Source organism: Dactylosporangium sp. McL0621, from assembly GCF_049995355.1.
Taxonomy (GTDB): Bacteria; Actinomycetota; Actinomycetes; order Mycobacteriales; family Micromonosporaceae; genus Dactylosporangium.
In genome coordinates, this window is sequence record NZ_CP188259.1 from 8,795,986 (window position 1) to 8,814,769 (window position 18,784).

The window sequence follows — 18,784 nt, forward strand, 5'->3', positions numbered from 1 at the left end:
CCTGATGAAGTACATGATGTTCGTCTGCAGCGACGCCGAGCCCGACACCGACACCTCGGCCGAGCCCGACATCAACGAGTGGGTCCGCGAGAACGACGAGGCCGGCCGGCGGCGGCAGGGCGCGGTCCTGGCCCCGCCGACGGCGGCGACGACGGTCCGCGTGCGCAACAAGGAGCTGCTCGTGACCGACGGCCCGTTCACGGAGACGAAGGAGGTCATCTTCGGCTTCGACCTGCTGGAGTGCGCCGACCTCGACGAGGCGATCGCGGTGGCCCGCGCGCACCCGATGGCCCGCGGCGGCCGCATCGAGATCCGCCCGTTCGCCGATTTCGAGCAGTGACACGCCCCTACGTGGATGCAGCCTCGGCCGTCGTAACGGGGGCGGCCGAGGCGTACCCGCGCATCGTCGGGGCGCTGATCCGCATGACGGGAGACTGGGACTTGGCCGAGGACTGCGCACAGGAAGCGCTCGCCGCCGCGCTGCAGCGGTGGCCGTCGTCGGGCGTGCCCGACAACCCGGGCGCCTGGCTGATGACCACGGCCCGCAACCGGGCCATCGACGTGCTGCGCCGCGCCGCCGTCGAACGCACGAAGCTGCAGGACCTGGCGGTGCTGTCGGGCAACGACACCGCCGAGGCCCTGGACGGCTTCCCCGACGACCGCCTCCGGCTCGTCTTCACCTGCTGCCACCCGGCGCTGCCGCTGGAGGCCCGCGTCGCCCTGACCCTGCGCACGATCTGCGGCGTGCCGACCGCGGACATCGCCCGCGCCTTCCTCGTCACCGAGGCGACCATGACCCGCCGGCTGACCCGCGCCAAGACGAAGATCGCGCAGGCCGGCATCCCGTACCGCGTGCCGCACGGCCCCGCCCTGGCCGAACGCCTCCCGGGCGTCCTCGGCGTGCTGTACGTGCTGTTCACCAACGGCTACAACCCCGACGGCGCCCCCGCCTTCGCGGACGAGGCGATCCGCCTGGCCCGGCTCCTGCGCACGCTGCTGCCCGCGGTGAACCCGGCCCCGGAGCTGTCCTCGGAGGTCGCCGCCCTCCTCGCGCTGTTCCTGTTCCAGCACTCCCGCCGGGCCGCCCGCCGCTCCCCCGACGGCCGCCTGCTCACCCTGGACCAGCAGGACCGCACGCTGTGGGACCACAACGCGATCGCCGAGGCCCGCACCCTGCTCGACGGCCTGGGCGACGGCCCGTACGCGCTGCAGGCCCGCATCGCCGCCGCCCACGCCACCGACGGCCCGACGGACTGGCCCGAGATCGCCCGCTGCTACGACCGCCTGTGGGCCGGGCAGCCGACCGCGGTGATCGCCCTCAACCGCGCGGTAGCGCACGGCTTCGCCCACGGCCCCGCGGCGGGCCTGACCCTGCTGGCCGAGGCCCGGGCGGGCGGCGCCCTGGACGGCTACCCGCACGCGGTGGCGGCGGAGGCGGACATGCGCTCCCGCGCGGGCGACCACGACCGCGCGGCGGCCCTGTTCCGCGAGGCGGCGGCGATCGCCCACAGCCCCGCGGAGCGGGACGCCTTGCTGGAGCGCGCGGAGGCCGAGGCGTAACCCGGGCGCCCGGGCCGAAAGGCCGCCGGGCGCCGCGGGTCGCACAGCCGCACGGGTCGACATGTCGGATTTATACCCTGACCGGCGACTTATGCGCAGCCACCGCGGCCCGGAGGTCGTCGGCTACCGGGCCCAGGGCCTTGCGTACCCGGCTCAGGGCCGCCGGGTCCTCGTCCGCCGCGAGCGTGCGCAGGTCCGGCTCCAGGGCGCCCAGTGCGTCGACCCAGCGCAGTTCGCGGCGGTCGTGGAAGCGGCGGACGGCCAGCAGCGGCGCCGCCGACTCGCGCAGGGCGGCGAGCCGGCGCAGGGCGGTCGCGTACTCGCCCTCGCTGATGCTGCGCAGGCACTCCGCGGTCCGTTTGCGCAGCACCGCGCCGGTGCGTACGGGCGCCACGAGCGCGGCGGGCAGGACGGCGCACAGCGCACCGGCGACGACGGCGATCAGGCGGGTGCCGAGCAGGGGCAGCGCGGCGGTACCGGCGACGCCGACCAGCGAGTAGAGCAGCGCCAGGGCGGCCGTCACGCTCGCGGCCCACCAGGCGTAGCCGAACTGGCGCAGGTACGAGCCTGCCGCGAGTACCACCAGAAGCAACGCGACGGCGACGGGCTTGTGGCCGCCGACGGCGAAGGCCAGGACGGTCGCGACCAGCGTGCCGCCGAGCGCGCCGAGGGTGCGGTGCACGCCCTTGAGCAGGGCGTCGCCGCGGGAACGGGCGGCCGCACCCACGGTGTACGCGCTGATCACCGTCCACGGCCAGTGCTCGCCGAACACGACCTGGCCGATCGTGAACGCCAGCGTCAGGGCGAGCGCGGACTGCACGCCCCGCCAGACGTGCACCCGCGCGGCGGCCGTGCTCGGCAGTTCCGCTTCGGCGGCGGTACCCCACGCAAGCCGGGCGAGCAGCACGAACGCCTCGGCGATGAACACCGCGAGCGTGGCCCACGCCAGCGTGCGCAGCGGGTGGCCGCCGGGGTTCACCGGGGCGATCAGCATGCCGATGAGCGGCAGTACCAGGGCGCGGCCGAGGTGCCCGGCGGCCGGGCCGAACGCGCGGGCGGCGGTCGCGGCGGCCACGGTGACGACGAAGCACGCGTCGCCGTAGGCGTGGGCGGCGTGGAACAGGACCGCGAACGTGGCGATGACGAGGGCTCCCACCGGTACCAGCAGAAGGCGCCAGGGACTGTGGGGCTGGGCGGATCGGCCCGCCATCAGGGCGACGGCGGCGCCGAGCACGACGATGCCCAGGCTCTGGTGGATCGCGACGAGGGTGAGGACGGTGGCCGGCACGGGGGCGAAGCCGGCGAGGGCCTGCCGGATATTACGCACCTGCTGAATATCGCAGCACGGTAGCGTGAGCGCAACCATGAACGACCCGGACCCCGATCTCAGTACCGCACGCGCCGTGCGGCGGGCGACCCAGCGGCTCTCGCGCCGGCTGCAGCTGCAGCGGGCCGCCGACGGGCTGAGCCTGACGAAGATCAGCATGCTGGGGCACCTGGCGCGCAAGGGCCCGATGACCGCCGGCGCCCTGGCCGCGGCCGACCGGCTGCAGCCGCAGTCGGTGACGCGGGTACTCGCGGAGCTCGAGGCCGACGGGCACATCGAGCGGCTGCAGAACCTCGCCGACAAGCGGCAGCGGGTCTTCTCGATCACCGACGCCGGGCGGGCCGCGCTGCGCGAGGACATGCGCACGCGCGACGAGTGGCTGGCCTCGGCCATGGCGACGCTGAGCGCCGCCGAGCGCGACGCCCTCCTGTACGCGGCCGCGATCCTGGAGCGGCTCGCCGACTAGCGCGTGTTTCAGAAGTGGCCGGGCCGCGTGGGGTCGCGGCGTGGCGGTGATCGATAACTGAAGAGGTCTCCGGTAGATGGTTCAGCGACCAAGCAGAACTTCAGCCCACAGTTCACCCCGGTCCTGCTCAAGATCCGCGTCGCCCGCATCGGCGGCGGGCGTCCACGCACCCGGCCGAACCTGGTCCTGGCCGACAAGGTCTACACCTCACGAGCCAACCGAGCGCATCTCCGCTCCCGCAGTATCACCGCGTGCATCCCCAGCAAGGCCGACCAGGACGCCCACCGCAAAACCAAAGGCTCCAACGGCGGACGCCCGTCCGCGTTCGACCCGATCCGCTACCGATAGCGCCACGCCGTCGAGTGCGGGCATCAACCGTCTCAAACGCCACCGCGGCGTCGCCACCCGCTACGACTGTCTCGGCACACGCTTCGAAGCCGTCCTGACCATCACCGCCATCAGCGAGTGGTGTCGCACTCCGCATGATCCGTTACACGGTGACTCCAGTTGACGGGTTACACCTGCCTTGAGCATGCCGGACACGGACCGTGACGCCGGCCGTCCACGACGCCGGTTGTCCCAGCCATCCGCTTCTGCCGATTGAATGCGTAGTTCGAGTATCGAGTCTGATCTGGGACTCGCTCATAGGAGCGTGCCTTCGCGCCGCGTTTGGACGCGAACTGACATCAGGAAGGATCAGTATTCGGCAGCCGACTCGGTCACCGGCATGAAAGCCTTCATCAAAGGCTCGAAGTTGAGATGAAACTGCAACCCCATTGAACTTCCCAAATTTTGTTTATCGTAGTATAATGGGTACGGTTCATTCGACGTTTCTGTTAGCGTCGCCCGTCATGGACGTTGAACGCTCTTTCCCCGCATCGGAACAATCCTCCGAGCCGCCTGCCGCACCCACGACGATCGCGACCCGTACCGTGTCCTACAGCGACGTCGATACCTCATTGACCGGCGTTCTCGTATGGAACGAAGCGCAACCGCGCCCGAAACCCGGGGTCCTGCTCATTCACGGTGGCGCCGGCCTCGACCAACACGCACGGGATCAAGCACACCGCTACGCCGAACTCGGCTATGCCGTCCTCGCCTGCGACATGTACGGCGACGGCATCGCGGGCGACCGCGCGCGAGTCATGGCATGCCTCACCGCCCTGCGCGACAACCCTGCCCTGCTGGTCCGCCGAGGCCAGGCCGGGCTAACAGCACTCGCGGACTGCCCTGAGGTGAGTGGGAACCTGGCCGCCATCGGCTTCTGCTTCGGCGGCATGGCCGCCCTGGCGCTGGCCCGGTCGGGCACGGACGTCGGCGCCGTCGTGAGCATTCACGGCAGCCTGACGACAAACAAACCCGCCGAGCCCGGCGCAGTCACGGCGAAGGTACTCGTCTGCCACGGCGCATCGGACCCGCACATCCCGATGGCCGACGTCGTCGCGTTCGCTGATGAGATGAGCCGCGCGGATGCTGACTGGCAGCTCAACATCTACGGCCAGGCCATGCACGGCTTCACGCACAAACACGCAGCGCCGGGCGCGGTTCCCGGTGTCGCCTACGACCGGACCGCCGACGAGCGCTCGTTCGACGCTGCTCGCACGTTCCTTGCCGGAACGCATGAGGAAGGCTGACGGCGCAGCGGTCGTCGGCACGCGGATGATGGAAGGTGAAATGGCCTCTTACCTCATTCGTGAAATTCGCCTGTCACGACAATCTCGAGAAGAGGATTGAGCCTGAGCTCAAGGCGGCCCAGCCATCCGTCTTGCGTACTGATCTGCCGCAGTCACGCGTGCGTCGGTGTCGATCGCGACTCTGGGCAAATCAGCTCCGCCGGATCACATTGAGTAGCTCTCACAGCTCATCATGTCATTGTCATCGCGCCTCGGCGCTGCGCACTCAACGCACTCCTCTGCCGCTGAACGCGCGTCTTCACCGGCATCGAGGATCGCTTCCCCGGCGATAGGACGGCACGCCGGTTGCGCACTGTGACGGCAGAACAGGAGAGATCCGGCCGATTGTCACCCGTCAAGTGAAGCTGATGTGTAACGGGGGTGAAACGGACCCTAGTGCACGTTGTCCCGTTCCGCCCCGATGGTGGTGTCGGGCCCGTGACCGGTGTGCACGACCGTCTCCGGCGGCAGCGTGAGCAGGCGCTCGGTGATCGAACGCAGGATCGTCGGCTTGTCGGAGAACGACCGGCCGGTCGCGCCCGGGCCGCCCTCGAACAGCGTGTCGCCGGAGAAGAGCACGCCCTGCTCGGGCAGGTGCAGGCAGACGGCGCCGGGGCTGTGACCGGGCGTGTGCAGTACCGTCAGCGAAGCTCCGGCCACCACGATCGGCTGGCCGTCGGTAAGGTGCGTGTTCGGCTCGAGAGCGGGGTGCTTCATGTGCCACAGGGGCAGATCGTCCGGATGCAGCAGGATCGGCGCGCCGGTGCGCAGCGCGACCTCGGGCGCGGCATCGATGTGGTCGTCATGACCATGGGTGCACACGATCGCGACGGCGCGGCGACCGCCGAGCGCGTCGACGATCGCCCCGGCGTCGTGCGCGGCGTCGATGACCAGCGCCTCCTCGTCGTCGCCGACGATCCAGACGTTGTTGTCGACGTCAAAGGTCTCACCATCGAGCGAGAACGTGCCCGACGTGACCAACCGTTCGATGCGCACCATGGTCCCCATCTTCGCCTGACGAGGCGCGACGATGTGCAGGTGGGGTCGTACGCGTACCGGGTGCTGCGCCCCGCCCGCCCCCTGCGCACCGCGGTGCTGAACCCCGGCTCGCCGCCCACCCTGCGCACCACCCGCCGCGACGCGCTGCGCATGCTGGCCCTGGCCGAGCTCGTGAGCGACCGGACGCTCGTCGCGTTCCCGCTGCGCGACGAGCGCGGCATCCCGTTCGACCTCGTCCTCGCCGACGAGGCGCTGCGCTTCCCGGCCTCCCGCTGGTCCGACGTGCGCGCCCGCCTGGGCCCGGGCCGCCTCGAACGGCACGCCGCGCGGGCCGCGGTACCGCCGCCGTCGTCACGCCCGAAGCGCGCGGCGGACACGGCGCGCCACGCCCTGCTGCTGCCGGTTTCCGCCGTGGCGCGCATCCGCGGGGGCGAGCTCGACCTCGGCTACTTCCGCGTTGTCCTTTTGGACTGACGCGTCGTTCTTGGACTGACGCCTCGTTCTTTGGACTGACGCCTCGTTCTTTTGGACTGACCCGGGACCATTGCGATTCGGTCACGGGGCGGACAGCGGGATCGCGGTCCGGCACGATGTCCGGCGTGGTTCGCCTCTATGGACTTCTCTTCCTGATCGACCTCGTCATGCTCGTGTGGGCGGTGATCGACTGCCTGTCGACGGACGAGTACCTCGTGCGCAACCTGCCGAAGATCGCCTGGGTGTTCATCATCCTGCTGTTCTCGCCGGTGGGCTGGATCGCCTGGCTCGTGGCGGGACGCCCGCAGCCGGCGGCGCGCGCGGGCGCGGGCTCCCAGTGGCGGCCGGGCAGCGGCTTCCCGGAGAACGACCGCCCGCGGGCGCGGCAGATGGCCCCGGACGACGACCCCACGTTCCTGCGTGACCTGGCGAAGAACCGCCGCGCGGACGAGGAGATGTTCTCCAAGTGGGAGGCCGACCTGCGCCGCCGCGAGGAGGAGCTGCGCCGGCGCGAGACGAAGGAGAACGACTGACGTCAGCGGCCGACTACGCTGCGGATTGACGGGCGTGATCGGTTAGGTGGCATGGTGTAGGGTGAGATAGACGGAACGGGCCACCCCGGTTGGACCTGTGTGACTACATCGCCCGACGCGTCGCCTTCGAGATTCCTTGCCCCAGCGTCAACTTGGTCCCGAGTCAGCCGCTCGCGCCGGTGGGTCCGTCCCCGGGATCAGCCGGCGGACGTTGCGGTGCGGATTCCCAGAGCGGTCGCGAACGCGGTTACCGCCGGATGACGGGCCGCGCCGGCGCGGAAGGCCAGACGCGTGCGGCGGCGGGTACTCAAGGGCGTCAGGACCACCTCCGCCGGGACGCCCGTCGCCGCCAGCTCCGGCACCAACGCCACGCCCTGGCCCGCGGCCACGAACGTGAGGACGGTGACGAAGTCGTCGGCGTGGTGGCGTACGCGCGGCGTGAAGCCCGCCGCCTCGCACGCCCGGACGGTCATCGTGTGGCAGAGGGTGCCCCGACTGGCGAGGATCCACGGCTCGTCGCGGCAGCCGGCCAGGGTTCGCTCGTCGCGGGCCGCTACGAAGATCGTCTCGTCCAGCAGCGGCAGGGTCCGTAGCGCCGGGTCGGGCTCGATCGGCACCAGGTCGTAGTCGTGGACCAGGGCCACGTCCAGGGTGCCGTCGCGGAGGTGGTGCGGTACCGCGGCCGGGTCCAGCTCCTGCACGCTGAGCTCCAGCGCCGGATGGGCCTCGCCGAGCGCTACCAGGGCCGGCGGCAGCAGGGTGCGCATTGCGGTCGGGAACGCGCCGATGCGCAGGGGGCCCGACAGGCCGTTGCGGCCGGCGGCCAGGGCGGCGGTCGCTCGCTCCAGGGCCGCCAGGACCTCCTCCGCGTGCGCTACCAGCGTGCGGCCGGCCGACGTGAGCGCGACTCGGCGGCCGGTGCGCTCCAGCAGCGCCACGCCGGCCTCCCGCTCCAGGGCCGCTAGCTGCTGGGACACGGCTGAGGGTGTGTACGTGTGCGCGGCGGCGACCGCTGCGATGGTGCCGTGCTGGGCCAGGTCACGCAGGAGGCGCAGCCGGCGGACGTCGAGCATCACCGCACCTCCGGGGGCGTGGCGACGGTGCGGTGGTGGGGCCGCGGCAAGGCCGACGGCGTGCAGGGATGCGCGGAGGCGACGGTGCCGTGGTGGGCCCACAGCAAGGCCGACGGTGTGCAAGAGCATGCGGCGGCGATGGTGCCGTGCTGGGCCCGCGGCGTGAAAGAGCGCGCGGCGGCGATGGTGCCGCGCTGGGGCCGCAGCGCGAAAGGGCGCGCGGCGGCGATGGTGCCGCGCTGGGGCCGTAGCGCGACAGGGCGCGCGGCGGCGACGGTGCCGTGCAGGGCCCGCAGCGAGGGCGACGGCGTGGAGCGGCGCGCGGCCGCGACGGTGCCGTGCTGGGCCGAGTCACGGAAGGGCCGGACGGCGAGCATCAGCTCAGCTTACGCTCGCCGACGGAAACGTGAACTGGTTCTTGTGCTTTCCGCGGCCGACGCTGGAGCCATGGACCTGTCGGGAATTTTTGTACCGCTGGTGACCCCCTTCGCGGCCGACGGCGCCGTCGACGCGGAGGCGTTGGGGGGGCTGGCGGATGCGGTACTCGCGGACGGCGCTGCCGGCCTCGTGGCGCTGGGAACCACTGGTGAGCCCGCGACGCTCTCGCCGCAGGAGCGGGCGACCGTCGTCGAAGTGTGTGCGGCGACCGGCGCCCCCGTGCTGGTCGGCGTCGGCGGCGGCTCGACCGCGGGCTGTGTGGCGGAGGTGGCGGGCCTGCCGGCGGGTACGGCGGCGATGGTCGTGGTTCCGCCGTTCACGCGGCCCGGCGAGGACGGTGTCGTCGCGCATTTCCGGGCCGTTGCCGCCGCGGCCGCGGGGCCCGTCGTGGTCTATCACGTGCCGTACCGGACCGGTCAGGCTCTGTCGACAGCCGCCCTGCTGGAGCTGGCGGCGATTCCCAACGTGGTCGGTATGAAGCTGTCCGACGGTGCGGTCTCCCCCGCCACCGTGGCCCTGCTGGCCGCCGCGCCGGCGGGCTTCGCGGTGCTCGGCGGGGACGATGCGGTGATCTCGCCGCTGCTGGCGTTGGGGGGCCGGGGCGGCATCCTGGCTTCGGCGCACGTGGCTACGGCGCGGTTCGTGGACCTCTACGATGCCTGGGGTAAGGGGGACGTGGTGGCGGCCCGGGCGCTGGGCGGGCGGCTCGCGGCACTGTCGGAGGCGTTGTTCGCGGAGCCCAATCCGGCGGTGGTGAAGGCCGTGCTGCACGCGCAGGGCCGCATCCCGACGCCGGCGGTACGCCTCCCGCTGCTGCCGGCGACGACCGAAGCCCGGGAGCGGGCCCTGAGCCGGCTACGCGGCGTCGAGGCCGCCTAAGAAAAGCCGCCTAAGAAATACAGCCGAGCGGCGCGCTCCCGAACAGCGGCGGCTAGGCCGCCCCGAGCCGTTCGCGCAGCCACAGCAGCAGCACGTCGGCCTGGTCCTGCTGGAACTTGCGCAGCGTGGGCAGGCCGGGCGGGTCGGGGCGGCGGGCGCGGTCGGCGAACATGCCGGCCAGCCCGGCCACGCACCCGGTGATGTCGTCCGGGTCGCCGTCGATGACGTCGTCGGGCAGGTGCCCGCCGAAGAGCCGGACGTTGAGCACGAGGCTGAGCGCGTCGAACCAGGGCGGCCCGGCGCAGGCGAACGGCCAGTCGACGACGACCACGCCGCCGTCGGGGCGGATGAGCAGGTTGTCGGCGCGCAGGTCGCCGTGCACGAGGGCGTCGCCGGCGAGGGCCCGGTGGCCGCGTTCGGCGAGGGCGGCGAGCTCGGCGAGGCGCGCGGCGGCCCACGGGTCGAGGGCGGGGGTCGGGTCGGCGGCGAGGTTGCGCCACCCGGCGAAGTCCCCGGTCGTCTCCGCCTGCAGGCTCGGCAGGCCCCGGACCGGTACCGCCAAGGCTCGCAGCGCCACGAGGACGGCCTCGGCCTCGTGGGCCCGCCACGGGGTGTGCGGGTGGCGGCCGTTGACGTCGGCGAAGACGAGCGCGACCCAGTCGCCGTCGTCGTGGACGCCCAGCAGCGCGGGCATCGGCAGGCCCGGCGGGAGCGCGGCGACGGCCCGGGCCTCGGCGCGGTGCATGGCCGGGCTGTCGGGGTTGAGGGGGGTGCCGACGGCCTTGACGAAGGCGCGGCGCCCGCTCGGGGTGACGACCCGGTCGGCGGTGCCGGGTGAGAAGCCGCCGGCCTGTGACACGGCCGCCGCGACGGGCTCGCCGAGGATGTCCTCGACGGCCGCGCGGACGCCGCCGGGCAGGTCGTCCCAGCCGATGCGTACCCCCGATGCCTGCACCATGGGCCGATCCTCGCAGAGCCCGGCCGGGGCGGCGAACGTGTTTCGGGCGCGGCGGGCCGTCACCTGGCGCACACGGTGTGTTCGCCCGGGCGGCACCGGCCCGGAGACTGCCGGACATGAATACCAGCACGTGAGGCCGACTGTCCCCCCACCGGACGGCTGACAGGATGTGACCCGTGGCACGTTCGGGGGATTCCGGAACGTGCGACAGTCCGTAGCGTCGGTCCTATCGCAGTCTGACAGCAACGAGGGGGAAATCTCCATGAGCGACGACACCGGCTACGACGGCGGGAGCGACGTCGACTTCGGCCACTATGAGGCGGGTCAGGAGCACGACGCCCTCGACCAGCTGCACCAGGCCCACGGCTCGGAGAACGACGCGCACAGCCAGTTCGGCGTGTACGAGAACGACCACCACCAGGACACGTCGACCGACTTCGCGCAGGGCCACCACCAGGAGTTCGACCAGCCGGGCGTCGTGCACGCCGAGTCGGACGACTTCACCAACTACTCGCACGACGCGTCGGTCGACGACCACGTGTTCGCGGCCGAGGGCGCCCAGGACTCGCACCAGGCGGAGTTCGGCGAGCTCGACGCGCTGCAGCAGCGTTTCGACGGCGCGTTCGCCGAGGGCACCGAGCTCCACAGCGGCGAGGGCCAGCTCGGCGTGGCCGACAAGTAGGTCCTCGCGTAGAGCACACCGGCCGGCCGGCGGGGGCGTCATGCCACCGCCGGCCGATTGGCATCCGCGGCCGGGCCGACCCCGGCCTACGGTGCAGGCATGGAGATCCTGCGGTACGCCGCGTTCACCGACGTCCCGTCCGGCGGCAACCCGGCCGGGGTCGTGCTCGACGCCACCGGCCTCGACGACGCGCAGATGCAGCGGATCGCGGCCGAGGTCGGCTACTCCGAGACCGCGTTCCTGACGCCCGCCGGGGAGCGGGCGGCGGCCGTGCGGTACTTCAGCCCGCGGGCCGAGGTGCCGTTCTGCGGCCACGCGACGATCGCGTCCGCGGTCGCCTACGCCGAGCGTTTCGGGCCGGGACCGATCCGGCTCGCCGCGCCCGTGGGCGAGATCGCGGTCGACACCGGCGACGGCCGCGCCACCCTGCGCACGGTGGCCCCGGCGACCCGCGCGATCCCGGCCGAGGTCGGGGCGCGGCTGCTGGAGGCGTTGCGGTACACCTCGGAGGATCTCGACCCGGAGCTGCCGCTGCGGGCCGCGTTCGCCGGTGCCTGGCATCCGGTCGTGGCCCTGCGCCGCCGCGAACGGCTGGCCGGGCTCGGCTACGACGAGCCGGCGCTGGCCGCACTCATGGCCGAGCAGGGCTGGACGACCGTCGATGTGGTGTGGCGGGAGTCGGCGACGGTGTTCCACGCCCGCAACCCGTTCCCGCCCGGCGGGGTCTACGAGGACCCGGCGACGGGGGCGGCGGCCGGGGCGTTCGGCGGCTACCTGCGCGAGCTCGGCCTGGTCGCGGTGCCGGCCGCCCTGACGGTGCACCAGGGCGACGACATGGGCCGCCCGAGCCGGCTGCTCGTGGAGCTCGACGCCGACCCGGCGTCGGGGGTGCGGGTCACCGGCCGCGCCGTCGCGATCGCCTGAACATGCCGAGAGCGTTGACCGATGTACCGCGGGAAGGGGCTGCTTCCCGCGGGCATCGGTCAACGCTCCACGTCGGCGGGGCAGGCGGTGCCCCGCTACGTCAGGCGGTTCAGCAGCTCGAAGCGAAGCCGACGAGGGCCTGGAACGTGAACGACGACTGGTTGCCGTTGCCGATGCCGAAGTTCGGGCCGCTGGTCGCGCGATGCACCCGTGCGGTGACATAACGTAGCTGAATCCGGGACTTATGAATGCCGGCGGCGGCGGTACAGGTACCGCAGCAGGATCCCGAGCGCGACCAGCCCGGCGGCGCCGAGGATCCACGCCTGGTACCGCCGCAGCTGCTCGATGTTGTCGCCCGCCACGGCCCCGACGCCGACCCACAGCACCGTCCACAGCAGACCGCCGGCCGCGTCCCGCGGGGCGTACTGGCGCCAGGGCAGCGCGGTGGCGCCGGCGATGATGCCGTTGGTCTGGCGCAGCCCGTCGATGAACCGCGCGACCACGATGATGTTGCGGCCGCGCGTGGCGATGAAGCGCTCGGCCCGCTCGAGGCGCTCCTCGGTCAGCCGCACGCGCCGGCCGAAGCGCAGCACCGCGGGCCGCCCGGCGCGCCGGCCGAGCAGGTAGCCGAGGTTGTCGCCGGCGACCGCGGCCAGGAAGGTGACCAGGGCGACCGCGGTCAGGCCGCCCGACCCGTGCGCGGCCGCGGCGGCGGACAGGGCGACCACGGCGGTGACGGCCGGCGTCGGGATGCCCACGCCCTCGAGCAACACCAGGATCGCCAGCGCCGGGTACCCGTACCGCTCGAACTGCTCCATCGATCAAGATCCTGCCACGGGTACACTCGGGGGCAATGGCCAGCTGGTATGAATCGCACATCGACCGGCAGATCCGCGAGGCGCAGGAGCGCGGCGAGTTCGACGACCTGCCCGGCGCGGGCCGGCCGCTGCCCGACCACGGCGAGCTCTACGACGAGGACTGGTGGGTCAGGGACCTGGCCCGCCGCGAGAGCCTGCCCGGCGGCATCCCGCCGACGCTGCGCCTGCGCCGCGAGGTCGAGGACCTGCCCGGGGAGCTGGGGCGGTTCCGCACCGAGGAGTCGCTGCGGCGGGCGGTCGCCGATCTCAACGCGCGCATCGAGCGCGCCCGGCGCGGCCTGATCGAGGGCCCGCCGACCCTGCTGCGCCCGCTGGACGCCGACGCCGTCGTCGCCCAGTGGCGCGAGCGACGTTGACATTGGTCCGCCGAGACGGTTAGTTAGTCTTCCTATTAGTAGGACTGGAGGGCTGGCTCGTGAAGATCGCCGTTGTGGGTGGCGGGTCCACGTACACCCCGGAGCTCGTCGACGGCTTCGCCCGCCTGGCCCCGTTCGCCTCCGAGATCGTGCTGCTCGACCCGGCGGCCGAGCGCCTCGCCGTCGTGGGCGCGTTCGCGCGGCGCATCCTGCAGGCCCACGGCTCCCGGGCCACGCTGCGCTGGACGTCCGATGTGGACGACGCCCTGGCCGGCGCGGCGACGGTGGTCATCCAGCTGCGCGTGGGCGGGCAGCAGGCCCGCATCAGCGACGAGACGTTCCCGCTGGCCTGCGACTGCGTCGGGCAGGAGACCACGGGTGCCGGCGGCTTCGCGAAGGCCCTGCGCACGGTGCCCGTGGTGCTGGACATCGCCCGCCGCGCCGACCCGGGCGCCTGGATCGTGAACTTCACCAACCCGGTCGGCATCGTGACCCGCGCCCTGCTCGACGACGGCCACCGCGCGGCCGGCCTGTGCAACGTGGCGATCGGCTTCCAGCGCCGCTGGGCCGCGGCCCTGGGCGTGGACCCGTCGGCGGTGACCCTGGACCACGTGGGCCTGAACCACCTGACGTGGGAGCGCGCCGCGTACGTCGACGGCGTCGACCGCCTCCCGGGCCTGCTGGACGCGTCGCTGGACGAGATCGCCGCGGGCGTGCAGATCCCGGCCGCGGTGGTGCGCGCCCTGGGCTGCGTGCCGTCGTACTACCTGCGGTACTTCTACTGCCACGACGAGGTCGTCGCGCAGGAGCGCACCGAGCCGACGCGGGGCGAGCGGGTGGCCGAGATCGAGCGGGAGCTGCTGGGCCTGTACGCCGACCCGGCCCTGTCCGTGAAGCCCGACCTGCTGGGCCAGCGCGGCGGCGCCTTCTACTCGGAGGCGGCGGTGGGCCTGATCGCGTCCCTGCACCACGACGACGGCGCCCACCACGCGGTCAACGTGCGCAACCGCGGCTTCCTGCCGTTCCTGGCCGACGACGCCGTCATCGAGGCGACCTGCCGCGTCGGCGCGGCCGGCGCCGTCCCGGTCCCGGCGCCCCCGCTGGACCCGGCGCTGGCGGGCCTGGTGGCCGGCGTCTCGGCGTACGAGGAGCTGGCCGTCGCGGCCGCCGTGCACGGCGGGCGGGACCGCGTGTACCGGGCGCTGCTGGCCCACCCGCTGGTCGGCCAGCACGACAAGGCCGAGCGCCTCACCGGCGACCTGCTGGCCGCGAACCGCGCCCACCTGCCGTGGCTCGCACGACGGCCGGCATGACCGCCCGCCTCTACGCCGCGGCCGACGGCGGCAACTCCAAGACCGACGTCGTCGTCGGCGACTCCGACGGCCGCGTCCTGGCCCGGGTCACCGGCCCGACGATCTCCCCGCACGTGCTGACCTTCGACGGCGCCCTGGCCGGGCTGTCGGCGCTGGTCGCCCGGGCCCGGGCCGAGGCCGCCCTGCCGGCCGCGATCGAGCTCTCCCACCTGGCCGTCTACACCGCCGGCGCCGACCTCCCGGTCGAGGTCGACCGCCTCAACGCCGGGGTGTCGGCGCTGGCCCTGGCCGCGACGACGACCGTCGACAACGACCTGTTCGCGCTGCTGCGGGCCGGCTCGGCCACCCCCGACGCGGTCGGTGTCGTCTGCGGCGCGGGCATCAACGCCGCGGGCCGCCGCGCCGACGGCGCCACCTCCCGCTTCCCGGCCCTGGGCCAGCTCTCCGGCGACTGGGGCGGCGGGCACCACCTGGCCGCCCTGGCCCTGTACCACGCCGTGCGCGCCGAGGACGGCCGCGGCCCGGCGACCGCCCTGGAGCCGGCGGTCCGCGCCCACTTCGGCCGCCCGACGGTGGAGGCGGTGGCGGTCGCCCTGCACCTGGGCGAGCTGCCGGCCGCCCGCCTGGAGGAGCTCTGCGAGGTGGTGTTCGAGGTGGCCGCCGCCGGCGACGACCTGGCCTCGCGGGTCGTGCGGCGCCTGGCCGACGAGATCGAGTCCCTGGTCCGGGTCTCGGCCACCCGGCTGGGCCTGCTCCGCGAGCCGTACACCATCGTGCTGGGCGGCGGCGTGCTGACGGCCCGCCGGCCCATGCTGCACGACGACCTGCTGGCCCGCCTGCACGCCCTGTCCCCCGGCGCCACGGTGACCGTGCTGTCCTCGCCGCCGGTGGCGGGTGCGGCGCTGCTGGCCCTGGACCATCTGCACGGCGGCGCCTGCCCGCCCGCCCTGGAGTCCGCCGTGCGCGCGGCCCTCTGACGACCTTCAGTCCCGGGCGAGCTCGGTGAAGGCCTCCAGGGCGTCGGCGTCGCCGTACGGCTTCGTCACGTACTGCTCGGCCCACCAGGCCGCCTGCGGGTGCGGGCCGGCTTCGATCCGCGCGGCCGCCGCCCGCGCGTCGTACGCGGTGCGGCGCAGCTGCACGGCGCCGTCGCCGAGCAGCGCCCAGTACGCCCCGGCCGGCCCGTAGTTCATGCCGACACTGCCCGGGTTCACCACCCGCCGCCCGCCGGCGAGCCGGTCGAACGGCATGTGGGTGTGCCCGCACACGACGAGCCCCTCCGCGACCCCGTCCAGGACCGCCCGCCACCGCGCGACCGGCGAGTCGACGAGGACGAACTCGTCGTCGCGGCGCGGCGTCGCGTGGCAGAACAGCACCGGGCCGAGGCCGTCGACGTCGAGCGTGACCGTCATCGGCAGCCCGGCCAGGCGGTCGCGGTGGCCCTGCCCGATCAGGGCGGCGCACACGGCGGCGTCGGCCGCGTTACGGTCCTTGCCGGGCTTGCCGTCGAACGCGTCGACGAGCTCGCGTTCGCCGTTGCCGTGGACCCACACGGCCCGCTCGCCGAGGGTGGCGAGGCGGTCGAGGGTCTCGGCCGGCAGCGGGCCGCCGGCGATGTCGCCGAGCAGCACGATCCGGTCTACGCCGCGCGCGTCGACGTCGTGCAGCACCGCCTCGAGCGCGGGCAGGTTGGCGTGGACATCGGCGAGTACAGCCACTCTCATCGTTCCAACCTAGCCAGTAGGGAGCCGGTCATGAACGGCGGCGAGTCACGGTTCGAGTGGACGGCCGAGGAGCTGCGCACGGTCGGGCACCAGGTCGTCGACCTCGTGGTGGAGCACCTGACCGGCCTCCGGGACGAGCCGGTGTTCCGGCCCGTGCCGCAGACGGTGGTGCGGGGGTTCGAGACGGAGGCGGTACCGCAGGACGGGGCCCCGGTCGATGCGGTCCTCGGCGAGTTCGCCGCGCGGGTGGAGCCGTGGCCGTTCGGCAACGGCCATCCCCGCTTCTACGGCTGGGTCAACCCGCCGCCGCACCCCCTCGGGGTGTTCGCCGAGCTGCTCGTGGCGGCCATGAACCCCAGCGTGGCCGGCGGCAACCACGCCGCGGTGCACGTGGAGCGGCAGGTCGTGCGATGGTTCGCGGAGCTCGCCGGGCTGCCGGGGACGGCGCACGGGCTGCTGGTGTCGGGCGGGTCGGCGGCGACGCTGACGGGCCTGGCCGTGGCCCGGCACCGGGCGGCGCTGCGGGCCGGGCGGCCGGTGCGCGAGGACGGCGTGCAGGCCGGGGCCGGCGGGCCGGCGGCGGCGCGGTTCGTGGTGTACCAGGGGACCGAGGGGCACGGGTCGGCGCGCAAGGCCGCCGAGCTGCTCGGGATCGGGTCCGGCAACGTGCGGGTGGTCGGGTCCGACGACGGGCACCGCATCCGGGTGCCCGCGCTGCGCGACGCGATCGCCGCGGACGTGCGGGCCGGGCACGTCCCGGTGGCGGTGCTGGCCAGCGCGGGGACGGTCAACACCGGGGCGGTCGACGACCTCGCGGCGATCGGGGACGTGTGCGCCGAGTTCGGGGTGTGGCTGCACGTCGACGCCGCCTACGGCGGGCCGGCGGTGCTGCTGCTGCCGCGGTTCGCGGCGGTGCGGGCCGCGCTCGGGCGGGCCGACAGCGTGGCCCTGGACCCGCACAAGTGGCTGTACGCGCCGGTGGACGCCGGGCTGGTGCTGTTCCGCGACGGGGCGCCGGCCCGGGACGCGTTCAGTCTCGTGCCGCCGTACCTGCGCACCGACGACGACCCGGCGGGGGTCGGCGGGCCGGTGTGGTTCAGCGAGTACGGGTTCGAGCAGACCCGGCCGTTCCGGGCGCTGAAGGTCTGGATGCTGCTCAAGCATCTGGGGGTGCGCGGCTACCGGGAGCTGATCGAGCACGACCTCGCCGTCGCCGACCGGATCGCCGCCGCCGTGGCCGCGGCGCCGGAGCTGCAGCTGCTGGCCCGGGGGCTGAGCGTGGTCTGCTTCCGGTGCCGGCCGCCCGGCGGCCCCGACGGGGAGGAGCTGGACGAGCTGAACCGGCGGGTGCTGCGCGCGGTCCAGCTCGGCGGGGGCGCGTTCCTGGCCGGCACGACGGTGGACGGCGTGTTCGCGCTGCGGGCGTGCGTGGTCAACCCGCGGGCCACGGCCGGGGACGCCGACGCGCTGGTGGCGCAGGTCCGGGCCGGCCTGGCCGCCGACGGGGCTCCGGGGCGGGCCGGACAGGCCGATCAGGCGGGTGAGGCGCGGTGATCGTGTGAGGAGGCCGGCTGTGCCGGCACCTCACGCACCAGCCGGCCCACGAGGCTCCGGTACGCGTGCCGGGAACACGACGCCGGTCAGGCGCTCGGACTCGGCCCACAGCGCGTCCTGCGCGGCCGGGTCCGGGACCGCCGGCGCCGGGCGCACGGGCACGGGCCGGCCGGTGAACTCGCCCCAGCCGCCCGGCCCGTAGTAGAAGGCGGGATCCGGGTCGGTGGCCGCCCGCAGGATCGGCAGCGCCGCCGGGAGCGGGTCCTGGATCAGCCAGGAGAACAGCCACTTCGTGCGCCGGTGCACCACGATGCGGAAGTGCAGCGGGCTGTGCCGCATGAGCCCGGTGCGGGCCGCGCCCGGGTGCGCGGCGACGGACCGCACCGGCGCGCCGGCCGCGGCCAGGCGCCGCTGCAGCCCGGCGGCGAAGAGCAGGTTGGCGAGCTTCGACTGGGCGTAGCCGGTCATCGGCACGTACCGGCGGCCGGCGAAGTGCAGGTCGGCGAGGTCGATCGCGCCGCGCTTGTGGGCGTTGCTGCTCACCGTCACCACCCGCGACCCGGGCGTCGCCAGGAGCCGGTCCAGCAGCAGGCCGGTGAGCGCGAAGTGCCCGAGGTGGTTGACCCCGATCTGGGTCTCGAAGCCGTCCGCGGTCAGCCCGAACGGCGGGATCATCACCCCGGCGTTGTTGACGAGCAGGTCGAGCCGCTCGTGCGGGAAGCCGCCGGCGAACGCCCGCACCGAGGCGAGGTCGCCCAGGTCGAGCTCGGCCCGGCCCGGCGTCACCACCGTGGCCCCGCGCCCGGCCAGCGCCCGCGCCACCTCCAGCCCGATGCCGCCGCGCGCGCCGGTCACGAGCGCGACCCGCCCGGTCTGCTCGCCGATGTCGCCGATGCTCCACATGCCGCCGCCCCCTAGAATCGGGATGGAAGTCCCGGTTGCCGAATATACGGGACGACCATCCCGTTTACAA

Annotated in this window: 20 protein-coding genes and 1 pseudogene; 14 read left to right on the forward strand and 7 right to left on the reverse strand. The window is 73.7% G+C overall.

Annotation, left to right across the window (positions count from 1 at the left end):
* The first annotated feature begins 4 nt into the window (after positions 1-4).
* Together ACPPVO_RS41715 and ACPPVO_RS41720 are read left to right on the forward strand one after the other, a co-directional pair.
* Positions 5-340 carry a YciI family protein gene (locus tag ACPPVO_RS41715; protein ID WP_426504101.1) on the forward strand — a complete coding sequence of 112 codons (336 nt, stop codon included), beginning with the start codon at positions 5-7 and terminating at the stop codon, positions 338-340.
* Positions 341-351: 11 nt separating this feature from the next.
* Complete coding sequence (locus ACPPVO_RS41720; protein WP_426504102.1) at positions 352-1,560, forward strand: RNA polymerase sigma factor; 1,209 nt, start codon at positions 352-354, stop codon at positions 1,558-1,560.
* Between the two features lie 70 nt (positions 1,561-1,630).
* Here the strand turns inward: ACPPVO_RS41720 and ACPPVO_RS41725 are convergent, their stop codons facing one another.
* A complete protein-coding gene (locus ACPPVO_RS41725) occupies positions 1,631-2,887 on the reverse strand; it encodes an FUSC family protein (protein WP_426504103.1) in 1,257 nt (418 codons plus the stop codon).
* A 25-nt stretch (positions 2,888-2,912) separates the two neighbouring features.
* On the opposite strand from ACPPVO_RS41725, the gene ACPPVO_RS41730 reads away from it, so the two are divergent.
* The 3 genes and pseudogenes from ACPPVO_RS41730 (at position 2,913) to ACPPVO_RS41740 (ending at position 4,987) form a co-directional block, all read left to right on the forward strand.
* A complete protein-coding gene (locus tag ACPPVO_RS41730) occupies positions 2,913-3,353 on the forward strand; it encodes a MarR family winged helix-turn-helix transcriptional regulator (protein ID WP_426504104.1) in 441 nt (146 codons plus the stop codon).
* A gap of 102 nt (positions 3,354-3,455) precedes the next feature.
* Positions 3,456-3,864: pseudogene (locus ACPPVO_RS41735) on the forward strand (transposase); the annotation flags it as partial.
* A gap of 340 nt (positions 3,865-4,204) precedes the next feature.
* Positions 4,205-4,987 (forward strand): dienelactone hydrolase family protein, encoded by a 783-nt coding sequence (locus ACPPVO_RS41740; protein WP_426504105.1) that lies wholly within the window; start codon positions 4,205-4,207, stop codon positions 4,985-4,987.
* A 432-nt stretch (positions 4,988-5,419) separates the two neighbouring features.
* Here the strand turns inward: ACPPVO_RS41740 and ACPPVO_RS41745 are convergent, their stop codons facing one another.
* Entirely contained in the window at positions 5,420-6,025 is a 606-nt protein-coding gene (locus ACPPVO_RS41745) for an MBL fold metallo-hydrolase (protein ID WP_426504106.1), read from the reverse strand.
* A gap of 39 nt (positions 6,026-6,064) precedes the next feature.
* Between ACPPVO_RS41745 and ACPPVO_RS41750 the strand changes: the two genes are divergently transcribed.
* Positions 6,065-6,499 (forward strand): hypothetical protein, encoded by a 435-nt coding sequence (locus tag ACPPVO_RS41750; RefSeq protein ID WP_426504107.1) that lies wholly within the window; start codon positions 6,065-6,067, stop codon positions 6,497-6,499.
* Between the two features lie 125 nt (positions 6,500-6,624).
* A complete protein-coding gene (locus tag ACPPVO_RS41755; RefSeq protein ID WP_426504108.1) occupies positions 6,625-7,032 on the forward strand; it encodes a PLD nuclease N-terminal domain-containing protein in 408 nt (135 codons plus the stop codon).
* Between the two features lie 197 nt (positions 7,033-7,229).
* On the opposite strand, the gene ACPPVO_RS41760 is transcribed toward ACPPVO_RS41755, so the two are convergent.
* A complete protein-coding gene (locus ACPPVO_RS41760; RefSeq protein ID WP_426504109.1) occupies positions 7,230-8,105 on the reverse strand; it encodes a LysR family transcriptional regulator in 876 nt (291 codons plus the stop codon).
* Between ACPPVO_RS41760 and ACPPVO_RS41765 the strand changes: the two genes are divergently transcribed.
* The gene (locus ACPPVO_RS41765; RefSeq protein ID WP_426504110.1) at positions 8,058-9,422 is read left to right on the forward strand and encodes a dihydrodipicolinate synthase family protein; all 1,365 of its coding nucleotides are present in this window, start codon (positions 8,058-8,060) and stop codon (positions 9,420-9,422) included. The genes ACPPVO_RS41760 and ACPPVO_RS41765 overlap by 48 nt on opposite strands.
* 52 nt (positions 9,423-9,474) lie before the next feature.
* On the opposite strand, the gene ACPPVO_RS41770 is transcribed toward ACPPVO_RS41765, so the two are convergent.
* On the reverse strand, positions 9,475-10,380 hold the full coding sequence (locus ACPPVO_RS41770; RefSeq protein ID WP_426504112.1) for a phosphotransferase family protein: 906 nt from the start codon (positions 10,378-10,380) through the stop codon (positions 9,475-9,477).
* Between the two features lie 262 nt (positions 10,381-10,642).
* Here ACPPVO_RS41770 and ACPPVO_RS41775 point away from each other — a divergent pair, with 262 nt between their 5' ends.
* Positions 10,643-11,062 carry a hypothetical protein gene (locus ACPPVO_RS41775; RefSeq protein ID WP_426504113.1) on the forward strand — a complete coding sequence of 140 codons (420 nt, stop codon included), beginning with the start codon at positions 10,643-10,645 and terminating at the stop codon, positions 11,060-11,062.
* 99 nt (positions 11,063-11,161) lie between these two features.
* Positions 11,162-11,986, forward strand: a complete 825-nt coding sequence (locus ACPPVO_RS41780; RefSeq protein ID WP_426504114.1) for a PhzF family phenazine biosynthesis protein — start codon at positions 11,162-11,164, stop codon at positions 11,984-11,986.
* 242 nt (positions 11,987-12,228) lie between these two features.
* On the opposite strand, the gene ACPPVO_RS41785 is transcribed toward ACPPVO_RS41780, so the two are convergent.
* A complete protein-coding gene (locus ACPPVO_RS41785) occupies positions 12,229-12,804 on the reverse strand; it encodes a DedA family protein (protein WP_426504115.1) in 576 nt (191 codons plus the stop codon).
* 35 nt (positions 12,805-12,839) lie between these two features.
* On the opposite strand from ACPPVO_RS41785, the gene ACPPVO_RS41790 reads away from it, so the two are divergent.
* From ACPPVO_RS41790 to ACPPVO_RS41800, 3 genes are read left to right on the forward strand one after another with little or no spacing between them, the layout of a single operon-like run.
* Positions 12,840-13,220 carry a DUF1992 domain-containing protein gene (locus ACPPVO_RS41790; protein ID WP_426504116.1) on the forward strand — a complete coding sequence of 127 codons (381 nt, stop codon included), beginning with the start codon at positions 12,840-12,842 and terminating at the stop codon, positions 13,218-13,220.
* A gap of 59 nt (positions 13,221-13,279) precedes the next feature.
* Positions 13,280-14,533, forward strand: coding sequence for a 6-phospho-beta-glucosidase (locus ACPPVO_RS41795; protein ID WP_426504117.1), 1,254 nt, complete (start codon positions 13,280-13,282; stop codon positions 14,531-14,533).
* On the forward strand, positions 14,530-15,510 hold the full coding sequence (locus tag ACPPVO_RS41800; protein ID WP_426504118.1) for an N-acetylglucosamine kinase: 981 nt from the start codon (positions 14,530-14,532) through the stop codon (positions 15,508-15,510). The genes ACPPVO_RS41795 and ACPPVO_RS41800 overlap by 4 nt, the downstream gene beginning before the upstream one ends.
* A 6-nt stretch (positions 15,511-15,516) precedes the next feature.
* Here the strand turns inward: ACPPVO_RS41800 and ACPPVO_RS41805 are convergent, their stop codons facing one another.
* Entirely contained in the window at positions 15,517-16,257 is a 741-nt protein-coding gene (locus ACPPVO_RS41805; protein ID WP_426504119.1) for a metallophosphoesterase family protein, read from the reverse strand.
* Between the two features lie 30 nt (positions 16,258-16,287).
* Here ACPPVO_RS41805 and ACPPVO_RS41810 point away from each other — a divergent pair, with 30 nt between their 5' ends.
* On the forward strand, positions 16,288-17,811 hold the full coding sequence (locus ACPPVO_RS41810) for a pyridoxal phosphate-dependent decarboxylase family protein (RefSeq protein ID WP_426504120.1): 1,524 nt from the start codon (positions 16,288-16,290) through the stop codon (positions 17,809-17,811).
* A gap of 30 nt (positions 17,812-17,841) precedes the next feature.
* On the opposite strand, the gene ACPPVO_RS41815 is transcribed toward ACPPVO_RS41810, so the two are convergent.
* Positions 17,842-18,714, reverse strand: coding sequence for an SDR family NAD(P)-dependent oxidoreductase (locus tag ACPPVO_RS41815; protein WP_426504121.1), 873 nt, complete (start codon positions 18,712-18,714; stop codon positions 17,842-17,844).
* Positions 18,715-18,784 lie beyond the last annotated feature (70 nt).